At 72.2% G+C, this 15,400-nt stretch carries 19 protein-coding genes; 16 read left to right on the top strand and 3 right to left on the bottom strand.

Annotation, left to right across the window (positions count from 1 at the left end; genetic code table 11):
• The first annotated feature begins 2 nt into the window (after window positions 1-2).
• Entirely contained in the window at window positions 3-881 is an 879-nt protein-coding gene (dapF, locus tag Q6969_RS01305; RefSeq protein WP_317228831.1) for a diaminopimelate epimerase, read from the top strand.
• 72 nt (window positions 882-953) lie between these two features.
• Here dapF and Q6969_RS01300 read toward each other — a convergent pair whose 3' ends face one another.
• Entirely contained in the window at window positions 954-1,580 is a 627-nt protein-coding gene (locus tag Q6969_RS01300; protein WP_317228830.1) for a methyltransferase, read from the bottom strand.
• Window positions 1,581-1,621: 41 nt separating this feature from the next.
• Between Q6969_RS01300 and hflX the strand changes: the two genes are divergently transcribed.
• Window positions 1,622-3,187: a GTPase HflX gene (gene hflX, locus Q6969_RS01295; RefSeq protein ID WP_317228829.1), complete on the top strand. Its 1,566-nt coding sequence runs from the start codon at window positions 1,622-1,624 to the stop codon at window positions 3,185-3,187.
• 76 nt (window positions 3,188-3,263) lie between these two features.
• On the opposite strand, the gene lexA is transcribed toward hflX, so the two are convergent.
• The gene (gene lexA / locus Q6969_RS01290; protein WP_317228828.1) at window positions 3,264-3,944 is read right to left on the bottom strand and encodes a transcriptional repressor LexA; all 681 of its coding nucleotides are present in this window, start codon (window positions 3,942-3,944) and stop codon (window positions 3,264-3,266) included.
• Between the two features lie 360 nt (window positions 3,945-4,304).
• On the opposite strand from lexA, the gene Q6969_RS01285 reads away from it, so the two are divergent.
• The 5 genes from Q6969_RS01285 to Q6969_RS01265 all read left to right on the top strand — a co-directional run bounded on the left by Q6969_RS01285 (window position 4,305) and on the right by Q6969_RS01265 (window position 7,653).
• A complete protein-coding gene (locus Q6969_RS01285) occupies window positions 4,305-4,712 on the top strand; it encodes a hypothetical protein (RefSeq protein WP_317228827.1) in 408 nt (135 codons plus the stop codon).
• 110 nt (window positions 4,713-4,822) lie between these two features.
• Complete coding sequence (hisB, locus tag Q6969_RS01280) at window positions 4,823-5,431, top strand: imidazoleglycerol-phosphate dehydratase HisB (RefSeq protein WP_317228826.1); 609 nt, start codon at window positions 4,823-4,825, stop codon at window positions 5,429-5,431.
• Entirely contained in the window at window positions 5,428-6,069 is a 642-nt protein-coding gene (gene hisH, locus Q6969_RS01275; protein ID WP_317228825.1) for an imidazole glycerol phosphate synthase subunit HisH, read from the top strand. The genes hisB and hisH overlap by 4 nt, the downstream gene beginning before the upstream one ends.
• 70 nt (window positions 6,070-6,139) lie before the next feature.
• Window positions 6,140-6,886, top strand: a complete 747-nt coding sequence (gene priA, locus Q6969_RS01270) for a bifunctional 1-(5-phosphoribosyl)-5-((5-phosphoribosylamino)methylideneamino)imidazole-4-carboxamide isomerase/phosphoribosylanthranilate isomerase PriA (RefSeq protein ID WP_094116171.1) — start codon at window positions 6,140-6,142, stop codon at window positions 6,884-6,886.
• Window positions 6,886-7,653, top strand: coding sequence for an SseB family protein (locus Q6969_RS01265; RefSeq protein ID WP_317228824.1), 768 nt, complete (start codon window positions 6,886-6,888; stop codon window positions 7,651-7,653). Before priA ends, Q6969_RS01265 begins: the two co-directional genes overlap by 1 nt.
• Before the next feature lie 64 nt (window positions 7,654-7,717).
• Here Q6969_RS01265 and Q6969_RS01260 read toward each other — a convergent pair whose 3' ends face one another.
• Window positions 7,718-8,200, bottom strand: coding sequence for a DUF1844 domain-containing protein (locus Q6969_RS01260; protein ID WP_317228823.1), 483 nt, complete (start codon window positions 8,198-8,200; stop codon window positions 7,718-7,720).
• Window positions 8,201-8,576: 376 nt separating this feature from the next.
• Here Q6969_RS01260 and infC point away from each other — a divergent pair, with 376 nt between their 5' ends.
• The 9 genes from infC to pheS all read left to right on the top strand — a co-directional run bounded on the left by infC (window position 8,577) and on the right by pheS (window position 15,400).
• Complete coding sequence (gene infC, locus Q6969_RS01255; RefSeq protein WP_015490649.1) at window positions 8,577-9,170, top strand: translation initiation factor IF-3; 594 nt, start codon at window positions 8,577-8,579, stop codon at window positions 9,168-9,170.
• The gene (gene rpmI / locus Q6969_RS01250) at window positions 9,163-9,357 is read left to right on the top strand and encodes a 50S ribosomal protein L35 (RefSeq protein WP_012298616.1); all 195 of its coding nucleotides are present in this window, start codon (window positions 9,163-9,165) and stop codon (window positions 9,355-9,357) included. Before infC ends, rpmI begins: the two co-directional genes overlap by 8 nt.
• Window positions 9,358-9,403: 46 nt before the next feature.
• Window positions 9,404-9,796 (top strand): 50S ribosomal protein L20, encoded by a 393-nt coding sequence (gene rplT, locus Q6969_RS01245; RefSeq protein ID WP_317228822.1) that lies wholly within the window; start codon window positions 9,404-9,406, stop codon window positions 9,794-9,796.
• A 65-nt stretch (window positions 9,797-9,861) separates the two neighbouring features.
• Window positions 9,862-10,662: an RNA methyltransferase gene (locus tag Q6969_RS01240; RefSeq protein WP_317228821.1), complete on the top strand. Its 801-nt coding sequence runs from the start codon at window positions 9,862-9,864 to the stop codon at window positions 10,660-10,662.
• A 163-nt stretch (window positions 10,663-10,825) separates the two neighbouring features.
• Window positions 10,826-11,614, top strand: a complete 789-nt coding sequence (locus tag Q6969_RS01235; protein ID WP_396335498.1) for an amino acid ABC transporter ATP-binding protein — start codon at window positions 10,826-10,828, stop codon at window positions 11,612-11,614.
• A 148-nt stretch (window positions 11,615-11,762) separates the two neighbouring features.
• A complete protein-coding gene (locus Q6969_RS01230; RefSeq protein ID WP_317228820.1) occupies window positions 11,763-12,686 on the top strand; it encodes a glutamate ABC transporter substrate-binding protein in 924 nt (307 codons plus the stop codon).
• Window positions 12,687-12,795: 109 nt separating this feature from the next.
• A complete protein-coding gene (locus tag Q6969_RS01225; RefSeq protein WP_094116166.1) occupies window positions 12,796-13,443 on the top strand; it encodes an amino acid ABC transporter permease in 648 nt (215 codons plus the stop codon).
• Window positions 13,440-14,264, top strand: a complete 825-nt coding sequence (locus Q6969_RS01220) for an amino acid ABC transporter permease (RefSeq protein WP_317228819.1) — start codon at window positions 13,440-13,442, stop codon at window positions 14,262-14,264. The genes Q6969_RS01225 and Q6969_RS01220 overlap by 4 nt, the downstream gene beginning before the upstream one ends.
• A gap of 98 nt (window positions 14,265-14,362) precedes the next feature.
• Window positions 14,363-15,400 carry a phenylalanine--tRNA ligase subunit alpha gene (gene pheS, locus Q6969_RS01215; RefSeq protein ID WP_317228818.1) on the top strand — a complete coding sequence of 346 codons (1,038 nt, stop codon included), beginning with the start codon at window positions 14,363-14,365 and terminating at the stop codon, window positions 15,398-15,400.

The following is a 15,400-nucleotide window of genomic DNA, read 5'->3' as shown; positions in this document are numbered from 1 at the left end:
GGATGGCAGACCTGCAGTTCACCAAGGGCCAGGGCACGGGCAACGACTTCGTGCTGTTCGCCGATCCCGCGGGCGAGATCGACCTGACCGACACCCAGGTGCAGTCGCTCTGCGACCGCCACTTCGGCATCGGCGCCGACGGGACCATCCGCGCCGTCCTCTCCCGCCGCATCCCCGAGGGCCGCGCCGCCCTCGACGAGGACCCGGACGCCGAGTGGTTCATGGACTACCGCAACGTCGACGGCAGCCCGGCCGAGATGTGCGGCAACGGCATCCGCGTGTTCACGCTCTTCCTCATCGAGAACGGGCTCATCGAGCTGCCTCCGGGACGCACCGTCGCCATCGGCACCCGCGCGGGCGTCCGCGACGTGCAGCGCAGCGGTTCCGGCTTCCAGGTGGACCTCGGCCGCTGGGCCCTCGCGGGCGGCGAGCCGCTCGTGCGCGCGAAGGACCTCCAGGTCGCCCGGCCGGGCCTCGGCATCGACGTGGGCAACCCGCACGTGGTCGTCGCGCTGTCGAGCGAGGACGAGCTGGCCGAGGCGGACCTCGCGTTCGTCCCCCAGCTGGATCCCGAGCCCGCCGACGGCGCGAACGTCGAGCTCGTGGTGCCCGCCGACCCGCTCGTGGTGGACGGCGTCGGCCACATCACCATGCGCGTGCACGAGCGCGGCAGCGGCGAGACGCTGAGCTGCGGCACGGGCGCGGCGGCGGCCGCCCTCGCGACCCGGCACTGGGCGGGTGCCGCGGCCCCGCACCAGTGGCGGGTGCAGGTGCCCGGCGGCGTGCTCGGGGTGCGGATGTTCCCGACGGAGGACGGCGAGCACGTCGGGCTCTCGGGTCCCGCGGAGCTCGTGTTCGACGGGGTCGTGGCGCTGGCCTGATCCGGCCTCCCGCCTCGGGCGGGCGCGATCCGGATCGCGCCCGCGGCGGGCGCGCTGAGCGGAGCGATGCGGCTAGGCGCCGTTGCTGCCCGCGGCGCGGTGCACCCGCAGCACGCGGAAGCCCTTGTCGGACGCGGCGCGCGTCGTCTCGAGCCCGTCCGGCAGGGTCGCGGCGAGCCAGCGCTGCAGCGAGTCGGACCCGAGGTTGCGCTGCACGACGAGCCACGCGTCGGCGTCGGCCGCGAGCCGCGGGAGCCAGTCGAGCAGGATGCCGTGCAGCGCGTCCTTGCCGACGCGGATCGGGGGGTTCGACCACACGGTGGCGAACGACAGCCCGGCGGGAACATCCTCGGGCAGCACGGCGTTGACGTTCTCGAGACCGAGGGACCGGGCGTTCGCCCGCGTCAGCTCGAGGGCCCGCTCGTTCACGTCGACCGCCCACACGGTGGCCGCCGGCGACCGCATCGCGAGATCGAGCGCGACGGGACCCCAGCCGCATCCCACGTCCAGCACGTGCCCCTCCGCCGGAGGGGCCGGGACGCTCCGGAGCAGCACGAGGGTCCCCTGGTCGACGTGCTCGGGGCTGAACACCCCGCCCGCGGTCTCGACGTCGACCGTCCGTCCGCCCAGCTCGACCGTGATCGTGCGGGTGCGCAGGGGCCCGGCCGGCGACGAGGAGAAGTAATGCGCGTCGGCCATGCACGGGACGATACCGGACGCCGAGGCTACGATGGGAGCACATGATCACGCACGACGAGCACGACCACGAGTCCGCGGACACGACGACGACGTCCACCGAGACCAGCATCGGGGACGACGTCGTCGCGCGCGTCCTCGCCCGGGCGGAGGAGCGGTCCGCCGGCTACGCCCTCTTCCGCGGATCCGGCGCGCAGGCGCTGTCCGCGAGCCCTGACACCGAGCAGGGATCCGACGGCGACCAGAGCGAGCGGGCCGACCGGCAGGCGCTCCGCCGCGTCGCCGGCCTCTCGACCGAGCTCGAGGACGTCACCGAGGTCGAGTACCGGCAGCTGCGCCTGGAGAACGTCGTCCTCATCGGCGTCTACTCCCAGGGCTCGGTCGACGACGCCGAGAACAGCATGCGGGAGCTCGCCGCCCTCGCCGAGACGGCGGGCGCCGTGGTGCTCGACGGGCTCCTGCAGCGCCGTCCCACGCCGGACCCGAGCACCTACTTCGGCCGCGGCAAGGCGGAGGAGCTGCGCGCGCTCGTCGCCGCCGTCGGCGCGGACACCGTCATCGCCGACACGGAGCTGGCGCCCAGCCAGCGGCGTGCGCTGGAGGACGTGGTGAAGGTCAAGGTCATCGACCGCACGGCCGTCATCCTCGACATCTTCAGCCAGCACGCCAAGAGCCGCGAGGGCAAGGCCCAGGTCGAGCTCGCGCAGCTGCAGTACCTGCTGCCGCGCCTCCGCGGCTGGGGCGACTCGATGTCGCGGCAGGCCGGCGGCCAGGTGGGCGGCGCGGGGGCGGGCATGGGATCCCGTGGTCCCGGCGAGACGAAGATCGAGCTCGACCGCCGTCGCATCAACACGCGCATGGCGCGTCTCCGCAAGCAGATCCAGGCGATGAAGCCGGCGCGCGACACCAAGCGCGCCAACCGCGATCGGCACTCCGTGCCCTCGGTCGCCATCGTCGGGTACACGAACGCCGGGAAGTCGTCGCTCCTCAACCGGGTGACGAAGGCCGGCGTGCTGGTCGAGAACGCGCTGTTCGCGACGCTCGACGCGACCGTGCGGAAGACGGAGACGGACCAGGGGCAGCTGTACACGCTCGCCGACACCGTCGGCTTCGTGCGGAACCTGCCCCACCAGCTGGTGGAGGCGTTCCGCTCGACGCTGGAGGAGCTCGCCGACGCCGACGTCCTGGTCCACGTGGTCGACGCCTCGCACCCTGACCCGGCGGCGCAGCTCGCCACCGTCCACGAGGTCATCGCCGAGGTCGACGCGTCGTCGATCCCGGAGATCGTCGTCTTCAACAAGAGCGACCTCGCGTCGGACGACGACCGCGTCGTCCTCCGCGGCCTCGCGCCGCAGGGCGTCTTCGTCTCCGCCCGGACGGGCGAGGGCGTCGACGAGCTGCGTCGGCGCATCGCCGAGCTGCTCCCGCAGCCCACCATCGAGGTCGACCTGCTGGTGCCCTTCGAGCACGGCGAGGTCGTCGCGATGCTGCACGACGGCGCGAAGGTGCTCGAGACCTCGTACGTCGAGGAGGGCACGCGCGTGCGCGCGCTGGTCACGGCCGAGCAGGAGGCGCAGGTCCAGGCCTACGCGGTGGTGCCCGCGAGCTGACCGGCGCCGCCGCGACGCACGAGAGCGGCCGTCCCCCTCGGGGGACGGCCGCTCTCGTGCGCGACGCGGCGCCGGATCAGACGGAGCGCATGACCGCCACGACCTTGCCGACGACCTCGGCGAAGTCCCCGAGGATCGGCTCGAACGCGCTGTTGCGTGGCAGCAGCCAGGTGTGGCCGTCGCGCTGGCGGAAGACCTTGACGGTCGCCTCGTCGTCGAGCATGGCGGCGACGATGTCGCCGTTCTCGGCCGTCTTCTGCTGGCGCACGACCACCCAGTCGCCGTCGCAGATGGCGGCGTCGATCATGGAGTCGCCGACCACCCGCAGCATGAAGAGGTCGCCTTTGCCGACGAGCTGCCGGGGGAGGGGGAAGACCTCCTCCACCATCTGCTCCGCGGTGATGGGGATGCCGGCCGCGATCCGGCCGACCATGGGCACCATCGCGGCGTCGCCGACGGGCGTCGCCGGCTCGCCGCCCTCCGCCGCGCCGGTGCCGGGCAGGTCGATGAGGACCTCGAGCGCGCGCGGGCGGTTCGGGTCGCGCCGCAGGTAGCCGGAGAGCTCGAGCTGGTTCAGCTGGTGCGTGACGCTCGAGAGCGAGGCGAGGCCGACGGCGTCGCCGATCTCCCGCATGCTCGGCGGGTACCCCTGTCCGGCGATGGTGCGCTGGATGAACTCCAGGATCGAGATCTGCTTCTCGCTGAGGCTCTTGCGGCGCCTCGTGGCGCCACCGCCCGCTGCTCGCTCGTCCGCCATGGCACGGTCCGCCTCTCGTCGCCGACGCCTCCGCGGCTCGTCGGCCCGGCGGGCGGACGCCCTCACGGGGGCGATGTCGGTGGTACCCGGTCGAATGGACTCCAGGCACTCGAAACTGTATCCAGCCGAGGCACCCCGGGCAAACACCTGTTCGAGCGTGTCGCGCGTCCGGAGCCCGTCCGAGGCCGATGAGGGCTTGCGGAGGCCGTGATTCGAATGTATGTTCGGAACACAGCTTCGCACCCGGCTCTCCCGGCCGAGAGCCGGGTGCGGGCTGCCCGACCCGCATCGCATGCCGTACCGCACTGCACCGCAGGGCGCGTCGCCTCGACGCCCCACCGTCTCGCACGAGAGGTCACCATGAACACCGCAGCAGCACTCCGCACCGTCACCACAGCCGATGCCACCACGGCCGCCGTCCTCGACGCATCCGCCCCGGAGGCCGCCGTCGCGCCCCGCACGCGCCTGCGCATCACGCGGCGCGGCCGCATCGTCCTCACCGCCCTGGTCGCGGCCCCGCTCGCGCTCGGCGCCGGGCTCGTCGCCCTCAACGGCGGCGCGGCGGTCGCCGCCAAGGACGCCTCGGGCACCACGTTCGAGTACGTGACGGTCTCGAGCGGCCAGTCCCTGTGGGACCTCGCGGAGGAGATCGCGCCGTCGGCGGACCCGCGCGACGTCATCGCCTCGGTCGTCGACCTCAACCGCCTGCCCACGTCGGACGTCGCGGCCGGCCAGCAGCTCGCCGTCCCCGCCGAGTACGCGCACTGATCCTGCGTCCCTCCTCGGCGGCGGGAGGGCGCGGCGCGGGTCCGCCTCGGCTCCTGGTGGCGGCCGGCACCGGGGCGGGCCCGTCGGGACCGGTCGGTAGCATGGTCATCATGAGCACCCCCGCGCGCACCGCGCACGTCACGCGGCAGACCAGCGAGTCCCGCATCGATCTCCAGCTCGACCTCGACGGCACCGGCGCCTCCGAGATCAGCACCTCGGTCCCGTTCTACGACCACATGCTCACCGCCTTCGCGAAGCACTCGCTGACCGACCTGAAGGTCACCGCCACGGGCGACACCCACATCGACGTGCACCACACCGTGGAGGACGTCGGCATCGTCCTCGGCCAGGCCATCCGCGAGGCGCTCGGCGACAAGTCCGGCATCGCGCGCTTCGGCGATGCGCTCGTCCCGCTCGACGAGGCGCTCGTCCAGTCCGTCGTCGACATCTCCGGCCGCCCGTTCCTCGTGCACTCCGGCGAGCCCGCGGGCTTCGAGATGCACCTCATCGGCGGGCACTTCACCGGGTCCATGGTCCGCCACGTGTTCGAGGCCATCACCTTCCACGCGGGCCTCACCGTCCACGTGACCGTCCTGGGCGGTCGCGACCCGCACCACATCGCCGAGGCGGAGTTCAAGTCGTTCGCCCGCGCGTTCCGTCAGGCCAAGGAGCTCGACCCGCGCGTGTCCGGCATCCCCTCCACGAAGGGCGCCCTGTGACGCGCCCCTCCGTCGTGGTCCTCGACTACGGCAGCGGCAACGTGCACTCCGCCGTCAAGGCGCTGGAGCTGGCGGGCGCCGACGTCGAGCTGACGGGCGACACGAGGCGCGCGCACGAGGCCGACGGCCTCCTGGTCCCCGGCGTCGGCGCGTTCTCCGCCGTCATGAGCGCTCTCCGCGCGGCCGGGGGCGACCGCATCGTCGACCGCCGTCTGGCCGGCGGGCGCCCGGTGCTCGGCATCTGCGTCGGCATGCAGGTCATGTTCGACCGGGGCGTCGAGCGCGACGTGGACGTCGCGGGCCTGGGGGAGTGGCCGGGCACGGTCGACCGCATCGAGTCGGACGTCCTCCCGCACATGGGCTGGAACACCGTGGACGTCCCCGAGGGCTCCTCGCTGTTCGCCGGCCTCGAGGAGGAGCGGTTCTACTTCGTCCACTCGTACGCGGCCCGGGCGTGGGGCATCGATCCGCTCCCCCCGCTCCCCGCGCCCCGGGTGACCTGGGCGACCCACGGCGAGCGGTTCGTCGCCGCCGTGGAGAACGGCCCGCTCACCGCCACGCAGTTCCACCCCGAGAAGTCGGGCGACGCCGGGATCCGGCTGCTCGCGAACTGGCTCGGCACCCTCCGCGCCGCCTGACGTCCTCTCCCGCCGTCGCCGACGGCCCGCACGCCCGCACGCCCGCACGCCCGATCCTCGGAAGGTCCCCATGAGCGAGTTCACCACCACGCCCCGCCTGACCCTGCTGCCCGCCGTCGACGTCGCGGGGGGGCAGGCCGTGCGCCTCACCCAGGGAGCGGCCGGCACGGAGACCGGCTACGGGGATCCCGTGGACGCTGCCCGCGACTGGGCCGAGCAGGGTGCCGAGTGGCTGCACCTCGTCGACCTCGACGCCGCCTTCGGCCGGGGGGACAACCTGTCCGTCATCGCCCGCGTGATCCGCGCCATCGACGGCGTCCAGATCGAGCTGTCCGGCGGCATCCGCGACGACCGGTCGCTCGACGTGGCTCTCGAGAGCGGCGCGACGCGCATCAACCTCGGCACGGCAGCGCTCGAGAACCCCGAGTGGGCCGCCAGCGTCATCGCGCAGCACGGCGAGGCGGTGGCGGTCGGTCTCGACGTCCGCGGACGCACGCTGTCCGCCCGCGGGTGGACGCAGGACGGCGGCGACATCTGGGAGGTGCTCGAGCGCCTCGAGGACGCCGGGTGCGCGCGCTACGTCGTGACGGACGTGACGAAGGACGGCACGCTCCAGGGTCCGAACCTGCAGCTCCTCCGCGACGTGCTCGAGCGCACCAGCCGACCCGTCGTGGCGTCGGGCGGCGTGTCGAGCCTCGACGACATCCAGGCGCTCCGCGAGCTCGTGCCGCTCGGCCTCGAGGGCGCCATCGTCGGCAAGGCCCTCTACGCCGGCGCCTTCACGCTCGGCGAGGCGCTCGACGTCGCCGGGGAATGATGGCCGGCTCCTCCCCGTCCGCGGACTCGGCCGGGACGCCGTGGGCGGGCCGGTCGTTCGAGCCGACCGCCTTCCCCGGCGACGACGGCTCCGCGCCGCCTGCCCTGGCCGAGGCGCTCGCCCGGCACGGTCGCGGTGAGGCGGGCCCGGAGGTCGTCGTGGACGCGTTGCGGGACTCGCGTCTGCTGATCCCGCTCGTCGCCCGCCTGGGCGAGGAGGGCGTCGGCGAGCACGGGCTGGCCGTCGACAAGAGCGCCGAGCTGTCCATCATCACGGTCCAGGGCCCGGACGGCCGCACCGTGATGCCGGTGTTCACCTCGGTCACGGCCATGGGCCGCTGGAATCCGGCGGCGCGGCCCGTCCCCGCCGACGCGGTCCGCGTGGCGTTGGCCGCCGCCAGCGAGGAGACCGACCTCGTGGTGCTCGACCCCATGTCCGACACCGAGTTCGTGCTGCGCCGACCCGCCGTCTGGGCGGTCGCGCGATCGCTGCCCTGGATCCCGAGCCCGGAGGACCCCGAGGTCGCCGCCGCGCTGCGGGCCGGCGTCGACGAGGAGCCGGCGGTCGTGTCGCTCCGCACCGCGACGGGGGATCCGCGGGCGCGCCTGGAGGGGCCGGAGCTGGTGATCGAGCTCGCGCTCGTCGACGGACTCGACCGCGCCGCGCTCGACGGGCTGCTCGCACGGCTGCAGGACGCGTGGTCGCGCAGCGACGTGATCGCGCAGCGGGTGGACAGCATGGCGCTGCGGATCACGTCGGCGTCCTGAGGCCCCTGCCGGCGAGGCCCGACCGCGGGCGGATCCTGGTCGGGCGCCGTGCGACGCCGTCCCGCTACGAGACGGGGCCGGTGTACTTCTCGCCCGGGCCCTTGCCGATCTCGTCCGGGTAGGGGGAGGCCTCGCGGAAGGCGAGCTGCAGGGAGCGCAGGCCGTCGCGGAGGCTGCGGGCGTGCTGGTCGCCGAGCTCGGGGGAGGCGGCGGTGACGAGCCCGGCGAGCGAGATGATGAGCTTCCGCGCCTCGGCGAGGTCGGTCTGCGTCGCGGGGTCGTCGGCGAGCCCGCACTTGACGGCGGCCGCGCTCATGAGGTGGACGGCCGTGGTGGTGATGACCTCGACGGCCGAGACCTCGGCGATGTCGCGCGCGTACTGGTCGGCGACGAATCCGGCCGTGTCGTCGTCGGCGACGCCGGCAGCGGCGCCGGTGCCCGTAGCGGACGGGTCGGCGGGCTCCTCGAAGCGGTGCACGTGGGCGTCGGCGGGTCCGGCGGACGCGGGGTCGGCGGGAGCGGCGTCGGGGCGGGGCGAGTCGGTCATGTCAGTCCTCGGGCTCGGTGGCGGTGCCGGATGGCGGCGGAGGCGGCGGGCCCGGTCGACGCCCGCCCTTCCGGGGCGGGGTCGTCGTCTGCTATGCTCGTCGACGGCTCCGGGGCTGTCACAGTCCCGGTTCGAAAGAGGATTGATCTCCCACCCGCGCTTGACCGCCTCCATAGGTTACCGGGTCGATTTCGCTCCCCCGTCCGATGCCGTTCCTCCCGAGGAGCGGCGCACGACGGGAGCCCCGCATCGCGGGCATGGGCGTGTTGCCGAGTACGACGGAACCGTCGCACCCTGGTGAAGAACCCTCCTCGTCTCGAATTCGAGCGGCTCCGAGAGCCGCCGGGCCACCCGAAGACACGAATAGGAGCAGTCCATCAGCGATCCCCGTACCAACGATCGAATCCGAGTTCCCGAGGTTCGCCTCGTTGGCCCAGCAGGCGAGCAGGTCGGCGTCGTATCCATCGACGTCGCACTCCGGCTCGCGCAGGAAGCCGACCTCGACCTCGTCGAGGTCGCGCCCAATTCCAAGCCCCCCGTGGCGAAGATCATGGACTACGGCAAGTTCAAGTACGAGGCCGCGCAGAAGGCCAAGGAAGCTCGCCGCAACCAGGCGAACACCATCCTCAAGGAGGTGCGCTTCCGCCTGAAGATCGACAAGCACGACTACGAGACCAAGCGCAAGCGCGCCGAGGGCTTTCTGCAGGACGGCGACAAGGTCAAGGCCATGATCCTGTTCCGCGGGCGCGAGCAGTCGCGTCCCGACCAGGGCGTGCGCCTGCTCAAGATGTTCGCGGAGGACGTCGCCGAGTTCGGCAGCGTCGAGTCCACCCCCACGATCGACGGCCGCAACATGGTCATGGTCATCGGACCGCACAAGAACAAGTCCGAGGCCAAGGCCGAGGCCAACGCGAAGCGCGACGCCACCAAGGCGAGCGCACGAGAAGCGAGAGAAGAGAACAATGCCTAAGCAGAAGACCCACTCGGGTGCCAAGAAGCGTTTCAAGGTCACCGGCAGCGGCAAGATCATGAAGCAGCAGGCCGGCATGCGGCACAACCTCGAGGTCAAGTCCTCCAAGCGCAAGGCGCGACTCAACCAGGACCAGCCCCTGGCCAAGGCCGACATGAAGGTCGCCAAGAAGCTCCTCGGCCGCTAGGCCCCTCGTCGTCCGCGACACCTGAACTCGAATAGGAATCACTGAAATGGCAAGAGTCAAGAGGGCCGTCAACGCCCACAAGAAGCGTCGGGTCATCCTCGAGCGCGCCGCCGGCTACCGCGGGCAGCGTTCGCGCCTGTACCGCAAGGCCAAGGAGCAGGTCACCCACTCCCTCGTCTACGCGTACCGCGACCGCCGCGCCAAGAAGGGCGAGTTCCGCCGCCTCTGGATCCAGCGCATCAACGCCGCCGCGCGCGCGAACGGCCTCACGTACAACCGCCTCATCCAGGGCCTCGCCCTCGCCGGCGTCCAGGTCGACCGTCGCATCCTCGCGGACCTCGCCGTCCACGAGCCCGCGACCTTCGCCTCGCTCGTCCAGACGGCCAAGGCCGCGCTGCCCGCGAACACCTCGGCCCCCAAGGTCGCCGCGAACGCGTAGCACGCACCGCACCGCACCGCTGATGGCGCGTCCCCTGCCGGGGGCGCGCCATTAGTCTTGGGCCCATGCTCGACAACCCCCGTTCCCCGCGCGTCCGCGGCGTCGCCAAGCTCGCGAAGCGGGACGCCCGCGCCGACACCGGGCTCTTCCTGCTCGAGGGGCCGCAGGCCGTGTCCGAGGCCCTGGCGTTCCGTCCCGACCTGGTGCTCGAGCTCTTCGCGACGCCCACGGCCCTGGACCGGTACCCCGACCTCGCCCGGGCCGTGCGCGAGTCGGGCATCGAGGTGGAGTTCGTGACGGAGGACGTCATCGCCTCCATGGCCGACACGGTCACCCCCCAGGGCGTCGTCGGCGTCTGCCGGCAGTTCCCGACCTCGCTCAAGCAGATCCTGGGCGACGAGCCGCGGCTCATCGCGATCCTCGAGGAGGTGCGCGACCCCGGCAACGCGGGCACCATCATCCGGGCCGCCGACGCGGCCGGCGCCGACGCCGTGATCCTCACCGGCCGCTCGGTCGACCTCTACAACCCGAAGGTCGTCCGCGCGACGACCGGCTCCCTCTTCCACCTGCCCGTGGCGATCATGCCGGAGCTGGACGCGGTGCTCGAGCGCGTGAGGGCGGCGGGCCTGCAGGTGCTCGCGGCGGACGTGAAGGGCGACGACCTCCTCGCCGAGCGCACGTCCGGCGGTCTCGCGGCGCCCACCGCATGGCTCTTCGGCAACGAGGCCCGGGGCCTCCAGGATGAGCACCTCGCCCTCGCGGACCGCGCTGTCGTCGTGCCGATCTACGGGCAGGCGGAGTCGATGAACCTCGCCACGGCAGCGTCCGTGTGCCTGTACGAGTCCGCGTTCGCCCAGCGCGCCTGAGGGCGTCGAGCCGGGTCCCGGCCGTCGGCCGGGGCGCGTCCGCGTGCGCGCGCGACCGGTCATCTCCCGGTCTGACCGGCGGAAAGGCCGGCCCCGCGTCACGAGTGGGTGACGATGCCGCCCGGAAACGCGGACGAAACACCGTCACGGATATGGTGTTCGCATGGAGCCGAGCCACACGGCGGACCGCGCCTCGAACGCCGCAGCAGCGGTGGGCGAGCCCCTGGTCGTCGTCTCACACGTCAACAAGCACTTCGGGGACCTCCACGTCCTCAAGGACATCTCGACCACGGTGAACCGCGGCGAGGTCGTCGTCGTCATCGGCCCCAGCGGGTCGGGCAAGTCCACGCTGTGCCGGGCCATCAACCGGCTCGAGACCATCGACGACGGGACCATCTCCATCGACGGCGAGGACCTCCCGTCGGAGGGCGCGGAGCTCGCGCGCCTCCGCGCCGACGTCGGCATGGTGTTCCAGTCGTTCAACCTGTTCGCGCACAAGACGGTGCTCGAGAACGTGACCCTCGGGCCCATCAAGGTCCGCAAGAAGGGCAAGGCCGAGGCGGAGAAGCGGGCGATGGAGCTCCTCGACCGCGTCGGCGTCGCGAACCAGGCCCAGAAGATGCCCGCCCAGCTCTCCGGCGGCCAGCAGCAGCGCGTCGCCATCGCCCGGGCCCTGGCCATGGACCCGAAGCTGATCCTCCTCGACGAGCCGACCTCCGCGCTCGACCCCGAGATGATCACCGAGGTCCTCGACGTCATGGTCGGCCTCGCCAAGGACGGCATGACGATGATGGTCGTCACCCACGAGATGGGCTTCGCCCGAAAGGCCGCCGACCGCGTGATCTTCATGGCCGACGGCGCCATCGAGGAGGACACCACCCCGCAGGCGTTCTTCGACGACCCGCAGAGCCCCCGCGCGAAGGACTTCCTCTCGAAGATCCTCGCCCACTGACGCGCGCGGAGGGCACGCGCCCTCCCGCTCACCGCACCCGGTCGCCGTCGAGGCAGGCCCGTCCGGGTGCCGCACGACCCGCACCACCGCACCACGCGCGATCCCCCTCGCATCCGTCATCCACCTCACCAGCAGAGAAACGGGAACCATGAAGCACAGGAACCTCTCCATCCTCGCGGCGGCCGCCGCGGTCGTCGTCGGCCTCACCGGCTGCGGCGCGGCCGGCAGCGCCTCCGGCGGAGCCGTCGACGCGGGCACCGACGCCCCCGCCAACGGCGACGGCCCCTACAAGCTCGAGCTCGCCGAGGACCCCACGTTCGACGAGGGCACCACCATGGCGCGCCTCGCCGAGGCCGGCTCGATGAAGGTCGGCACGAAGTTCGACCAGCCGCTGTTCGGCCTCGCGGGCCTCGACGGCAAGCCCGCCGGGTTCGACGTCGCGATCTCGGCGCTCATCGCCAGCAAGCTCGGCATCGGCTTCGACGACATCCAGTTCACGGAGACGGTCTCGGCCAACCGCGAGCCCTTCATCCAGAACGGCTCGGTCGACGCGGTCGTCGCGACCTACACGATCAACGACAAGCGCAAGGAGGTCGTGGACTTCGCGGGCCCGTACTACGTCGCCGGTCAGGCGCTGATGGTCCTCGCGGACGACACCGAGATCAACACGCCCGAGGACGTCCGCGGCAAGCAGGTCTGCTCCGTCGCCGGATCCACCCCGGCCGCGAACATCGAGGCCACGTTCGGCGCCGTCGTCGTGCCGACCGACGTCTACAGCAAGTGCCTCGACCCGCTGCGCAACGGCCAGGTCTCCGCGGTCACCACCGACAACGTGATCCTCTCCGGCTTCATCGACCAGAACGAGGGCGAGTTCAAGCTCGTCGGCGACGGCGAGACCTTCACGGAGGAGCCCTACGGCATCGGCATCGCCAAGGACGACGAGGCGTTCCGCACGTTCATCAACGACACGCTGCAGGAGGCCTACGACGACGGCACCTGGGCGCGCCTGTTCGAGGCGACGGCCGGCACGGTCATCGACACGCCGGAGCCCCCGGCGATCGACCGCTACTAGCACCACCGGGTCCCGCACGCCCCGCGCGTGCGGGACCCGTCCCTGTCCGGGGTCCCGTGCCCCGACCCGACCCGCCCGGCCCCGCCGGTGCCCAGCCAGGAGGTGTGCCGTGGACGTGATCCTCGACAATCTCGACGTGTTCCTGCGGGGGTTCGGCGGCACGCTGCGCCTCCTCCTCACCACGGTGCTCTTCGCGCTCCCGCTCGGGGTCGTGATCGCCGCCATGAGGATCTCGCCCGTCGCGAGCCTCCGCGCCACCTCCACCGTCTACGTCGAGCTGCTGCGGAACACCCCGCTGCTGCTCGTCTTCACCTTCTTCAGCGTCGTGATCACCTCCATCTCGGGCGCCCTGCCGTTCATGACGGCCGCGGTGCTCGCGCTCACGCTGTACACGGCGCCGTTCTTCGCCGAGGCGATCCGGTCGGGCATCAACAGCGTCCCCGTCGGCCAGGCCGAGGCGGCGCGCAGCATCGGGCTGACGTTCTCGCAGACGCTGGGGCACGTGATCCTGCCGCAGGCGCTCCGCACGGTGGTGCCCCCGCTGATCAACGTGATCATCGCGCTGACCAAGAACACGTCCATCGCGGGCGCCTACTTCATCTACGAGCTGTTCAACGTGGGCCGCGACGTCGCGAACGCCAACGGGAACGCGGTCGTCTGGGTGTTCGTCGGCGTGGCGTTCTTCTACCTCATCATCACGGTCCCGCTCGGCCAGCTGGCGGACCACCTCGAGAAGCGAGTGGCGGTCTCCCGATGAGCCAGGTCCTCTACGACGTCCCCGGTCCCCGTGCCCGCCGGCGCTCGCGCATCCTCTCGATCGTCACGGGCGTCGTCCTCGTCGCCGTCCTGGCCTTCGCCGCCGTCCGCCTCCAGCAGGCCGGGCAGTTCAGCCCCGACATCTGGCTCGTGCTCAACGACCCGCTCGTGTGGGGCCTGCTGCTGAAGGGCCTGTGGGTCGTCCTGCAGTCCGCCGCGGTCGCCGCCGTGCTGGCGATCCTCCTCGGCATGGTGCTCGCGCTCCTGCGGATGAGCGAGCACCGGGTCGTCCGCTACGCGGTCACGGTCGTGCTCGAGTTCTTCCGCGGCATGCCGGTGCTGCTGATGATGCTGTTCATCTACCTGATCTTCCCCATCGGCCCGTACTGGTCGGTCGTCACGGCGCTCACGCTGTACAACGGCGCGATCATCGGCGAGGCGCTGCGCTCCGGCATCCTCGGGCTGCCGCGCGGACAGCGCGAGGCGGGTCTCGCCATCGGCCTGCGCCCGCTGCAGAACCGCCTGCTGGTCGAGTTCCCCCAGGCGTTCCGCACGATGCTGCCGATCATCGTCGCCCAGCTCGTGGTCCTCATCAAGGACACCGCCCTCGGCACGATCGTGAGCCTCGTGGGCCTCACCAAGCAGGGCGAGCTGATCCTCGAGGCGACGAGCCGCGCGAACTCGCTGCCGATCTTCGTGGTCATGGTGGGCATGTACCTCGTCCTGAACCTCACCGTGTCGACCATCGCCCGACGCCTCGCCCGGAAGCGCGGACCGCGCATGGCGAAGACCGTCGCCGCGGGGACCTCGCAGGGCGCGTAGGCGCCGGGGGGCGCGCTCGTCGCCGCGCCCTCCGTCGGCGCCCCTCCGGGCCCGGCGCGGACGGGGAGCGGGGTGCCCGATCGGTAGACTCGGGCCTCATGTCCGAACCCCAGATCTCCGAGGAGAGCGTCGGCGCCGCCGTCGAGCAGGCGCTGGCCGCGCTCGCCGCGACCACCGACTCCGCGTCCCTCGCGCAGGCGCGCACCGCCCACATCGGCGAGGCCTCCCCGCTCGCCCGGCTGAACGGATCGCTCCGCTCGCTGCCGCCCGAACAGCGCAAGGACGCCGGCCGGCTCGTCGGCCAGTCGCGTGCCCGCGTCACGCAGGCGTTCCAGGCGCGGGAGGCGGAGATCCAGGAGCAGGAGGCCGCCGCGCGCCTCGTCGCCGAGGCCGTGGACGTCACCGCGCTGCCGAGCCGCTGGCGCGCGGGCTCGCGGCACCCCCTCACCATGCTCGAGGAGCGCATCGCCGACATCTTCGTCGGCATGGGCTGGGAGGTGAACGAGGGCCCGGAGCTCGAGAGCGAGTGGTTCAACTTCGACGCCCTGAACTTCCCGCCGGACCACCCGGCGCGTGCCATGCAGGACTCCTTCTACGTGGACCCCACGGACGCGCACCTCGTGCTGCGCACGCACACGTCGCCCGTGCAGATCCGCACGCTCCTGCAGGACCGGCTGCCCGTCTACACGATCGCGCAGGGACGCACCTTCCGCAGCGACGAGCTCGACGCGACCCACACGCCCGCGTTCCGCCAGGTGGAGGGCATCGCGATCGACCGCGGCCTCACCATGGCGCACCTCCGCGGCACGCTCGAGCACTTCGCGCGCTCGATGTTCGGCGACGAGGCCCGCATCCGGCTGCGCCCGAACTACTTCCCCTTCACCGAGCCGAGCGCCGAGATGGACGTCTGGCACCCGGCCGCCGCGGGCGGACCGCGCTGGATCGAGTGGGGCGGCTGCGGGATGGTGAACCCGAACGTGCTCCGCTCCGCCGGCATCGACCCGGACGAGTACCAGGGCTTCGCGTTCGGCATGGGCACCGAGCGCACCCTCATGTTCCGCAACGACCTCTCCGACATGCGCGACATCGTCGAGGGCGACATCCGATTCGGCGCGCAGTTCGGGATGGTGGTGTAG

The organism is Clavibacter sp. MX14-G9D (genome assembly GCF_032917815.1).
GTDB lineage: Bacteria > Actinomycetota > Actinomycetes > Actinomycetales > Microbacteriaceae > Clavibacter > Clavibacter michiganensis_K.
This window is presented reverse-complemented; position numbering and strand designations above follow the sequence as displayed.

What these genes read in the sequence shown, in the direction of transcription:
- dapF (WP_317228831.1), top strand. Translation starts at nt 3, where the DNA reads ATGGCAGACCTGCAGTTCACCAAGGGCCAGGGCACGGGCAACGACTTC.
- Q6969_RS01300 (WP_317228830.1), bottom strand. Translation starts at nt 1,580, where the DNA reads ATGGCCGACGCGCATTACTTCTCCTCGTCGCCGGCCGGGCCCCTGCGC.
- hflX (WP_317228829.1), top strand. Translation starts at nt 1,622, where the DNA reads ATGATCACGCACGACGAGCACGACCACGAGTCCGCGGACACGACGACG.
- lexA (WP_317228828.1), bottom strand. Translation starts at nt 3,944, where the DNA reads ATGGCGGACGAGCGAGCAGCGGGCGGTGGCGCCACGAGGCGCCGCAAG.
- Q6969_RS01285 (WP_317228827.1), top strand. Translation starts at nt 4,305, where the DNA reads ATGAACACCGCAGCAGCACTCCGCACCGTCACCACAGCCGATGCCACC.
- hisB (WP_317228826.1), top strand. Translation starts at nt 4,823, where the DNA reads ATGAGCACCCCCGCGCGCACCGCGCACGTCACGCGGCAGACCAGCGAG.
- priA (WP_094116171.1), top strand. Translation starts at nt 6,140, where the DNA reads ATGAGCGAGTTCACCACCACGCCCCGCCTGACCCTGCTGCCCGCCGTC.
- Q6969_RS01265 (WP_317228824.1), top strand. Translation starts at nt 6,886, where the DNA reads ATGGCCGGCTCCTCCCCGTCCGCGGACTCGGCCGGGACGCCGTGGGCG.
- Q6969_RS01260 (WP_317228823.1), bottom strand. Translation starts at nt 8,200, where the DNA reads ATGACCGACTCGCCCCGCCCCGACGCCGCTCCCGCCGACCCCGCGTCC.
- rpmI (WP_012298616.1), top strand. Translation starts at nt 9,163, where the DNA reads ATGCCTAAGCAGAAGACCCACTCGGGTGCCAAGAAGCGTTTCAAGGTC.
- rplT (WP_317228822.1), top strand. Translation starts at nt 9,404, where the DNA reads ATGGCAAGAGTCAAGAGGGCCGTCAACGCCCACAAGAAGCGTCGGGTC.
- Q6969_RS01240 (WP_317228821.1), top strand. Translation starts at nt 9,862, where the DNA reads ATGCTCGACAACCCCCGTTCCCCGCGCGTCCGCGGCGTCGCCAAGCTC.
- Q6969_RS01235 (WP_396335498.1), top strand. Translation starts at nt 10,826, where the DNA reads ATGGAGCCGAGCCACACGGCGGACCGCGCCTCGAACGCCGCAGCAGCG.
- Q6969_RS01230 (WP_317228820.1), top strand. Translation starts at nt 11,763, where the DNA reads ATGAAGCACAGGAACCTCTCCATCCTCGCGGCGGCCGCCGCGGTCGTC.
- Q6969_RS01220 (WP_317228819.1), top strand. Translation starts at nt 13,440, where the DNA reads ATGAGCCAGGTCCTCTACGACGTCCCCGGTCCCCGTGCCCGCCGGCGC.
- pheS (WP_317228818.1), top strand. Translation starts at nt 14,363, where the DNA reads ATGTCCGAACCCCAGATCTCCGAGGAGAGCGTCGGCGCCGCCGTCGAG.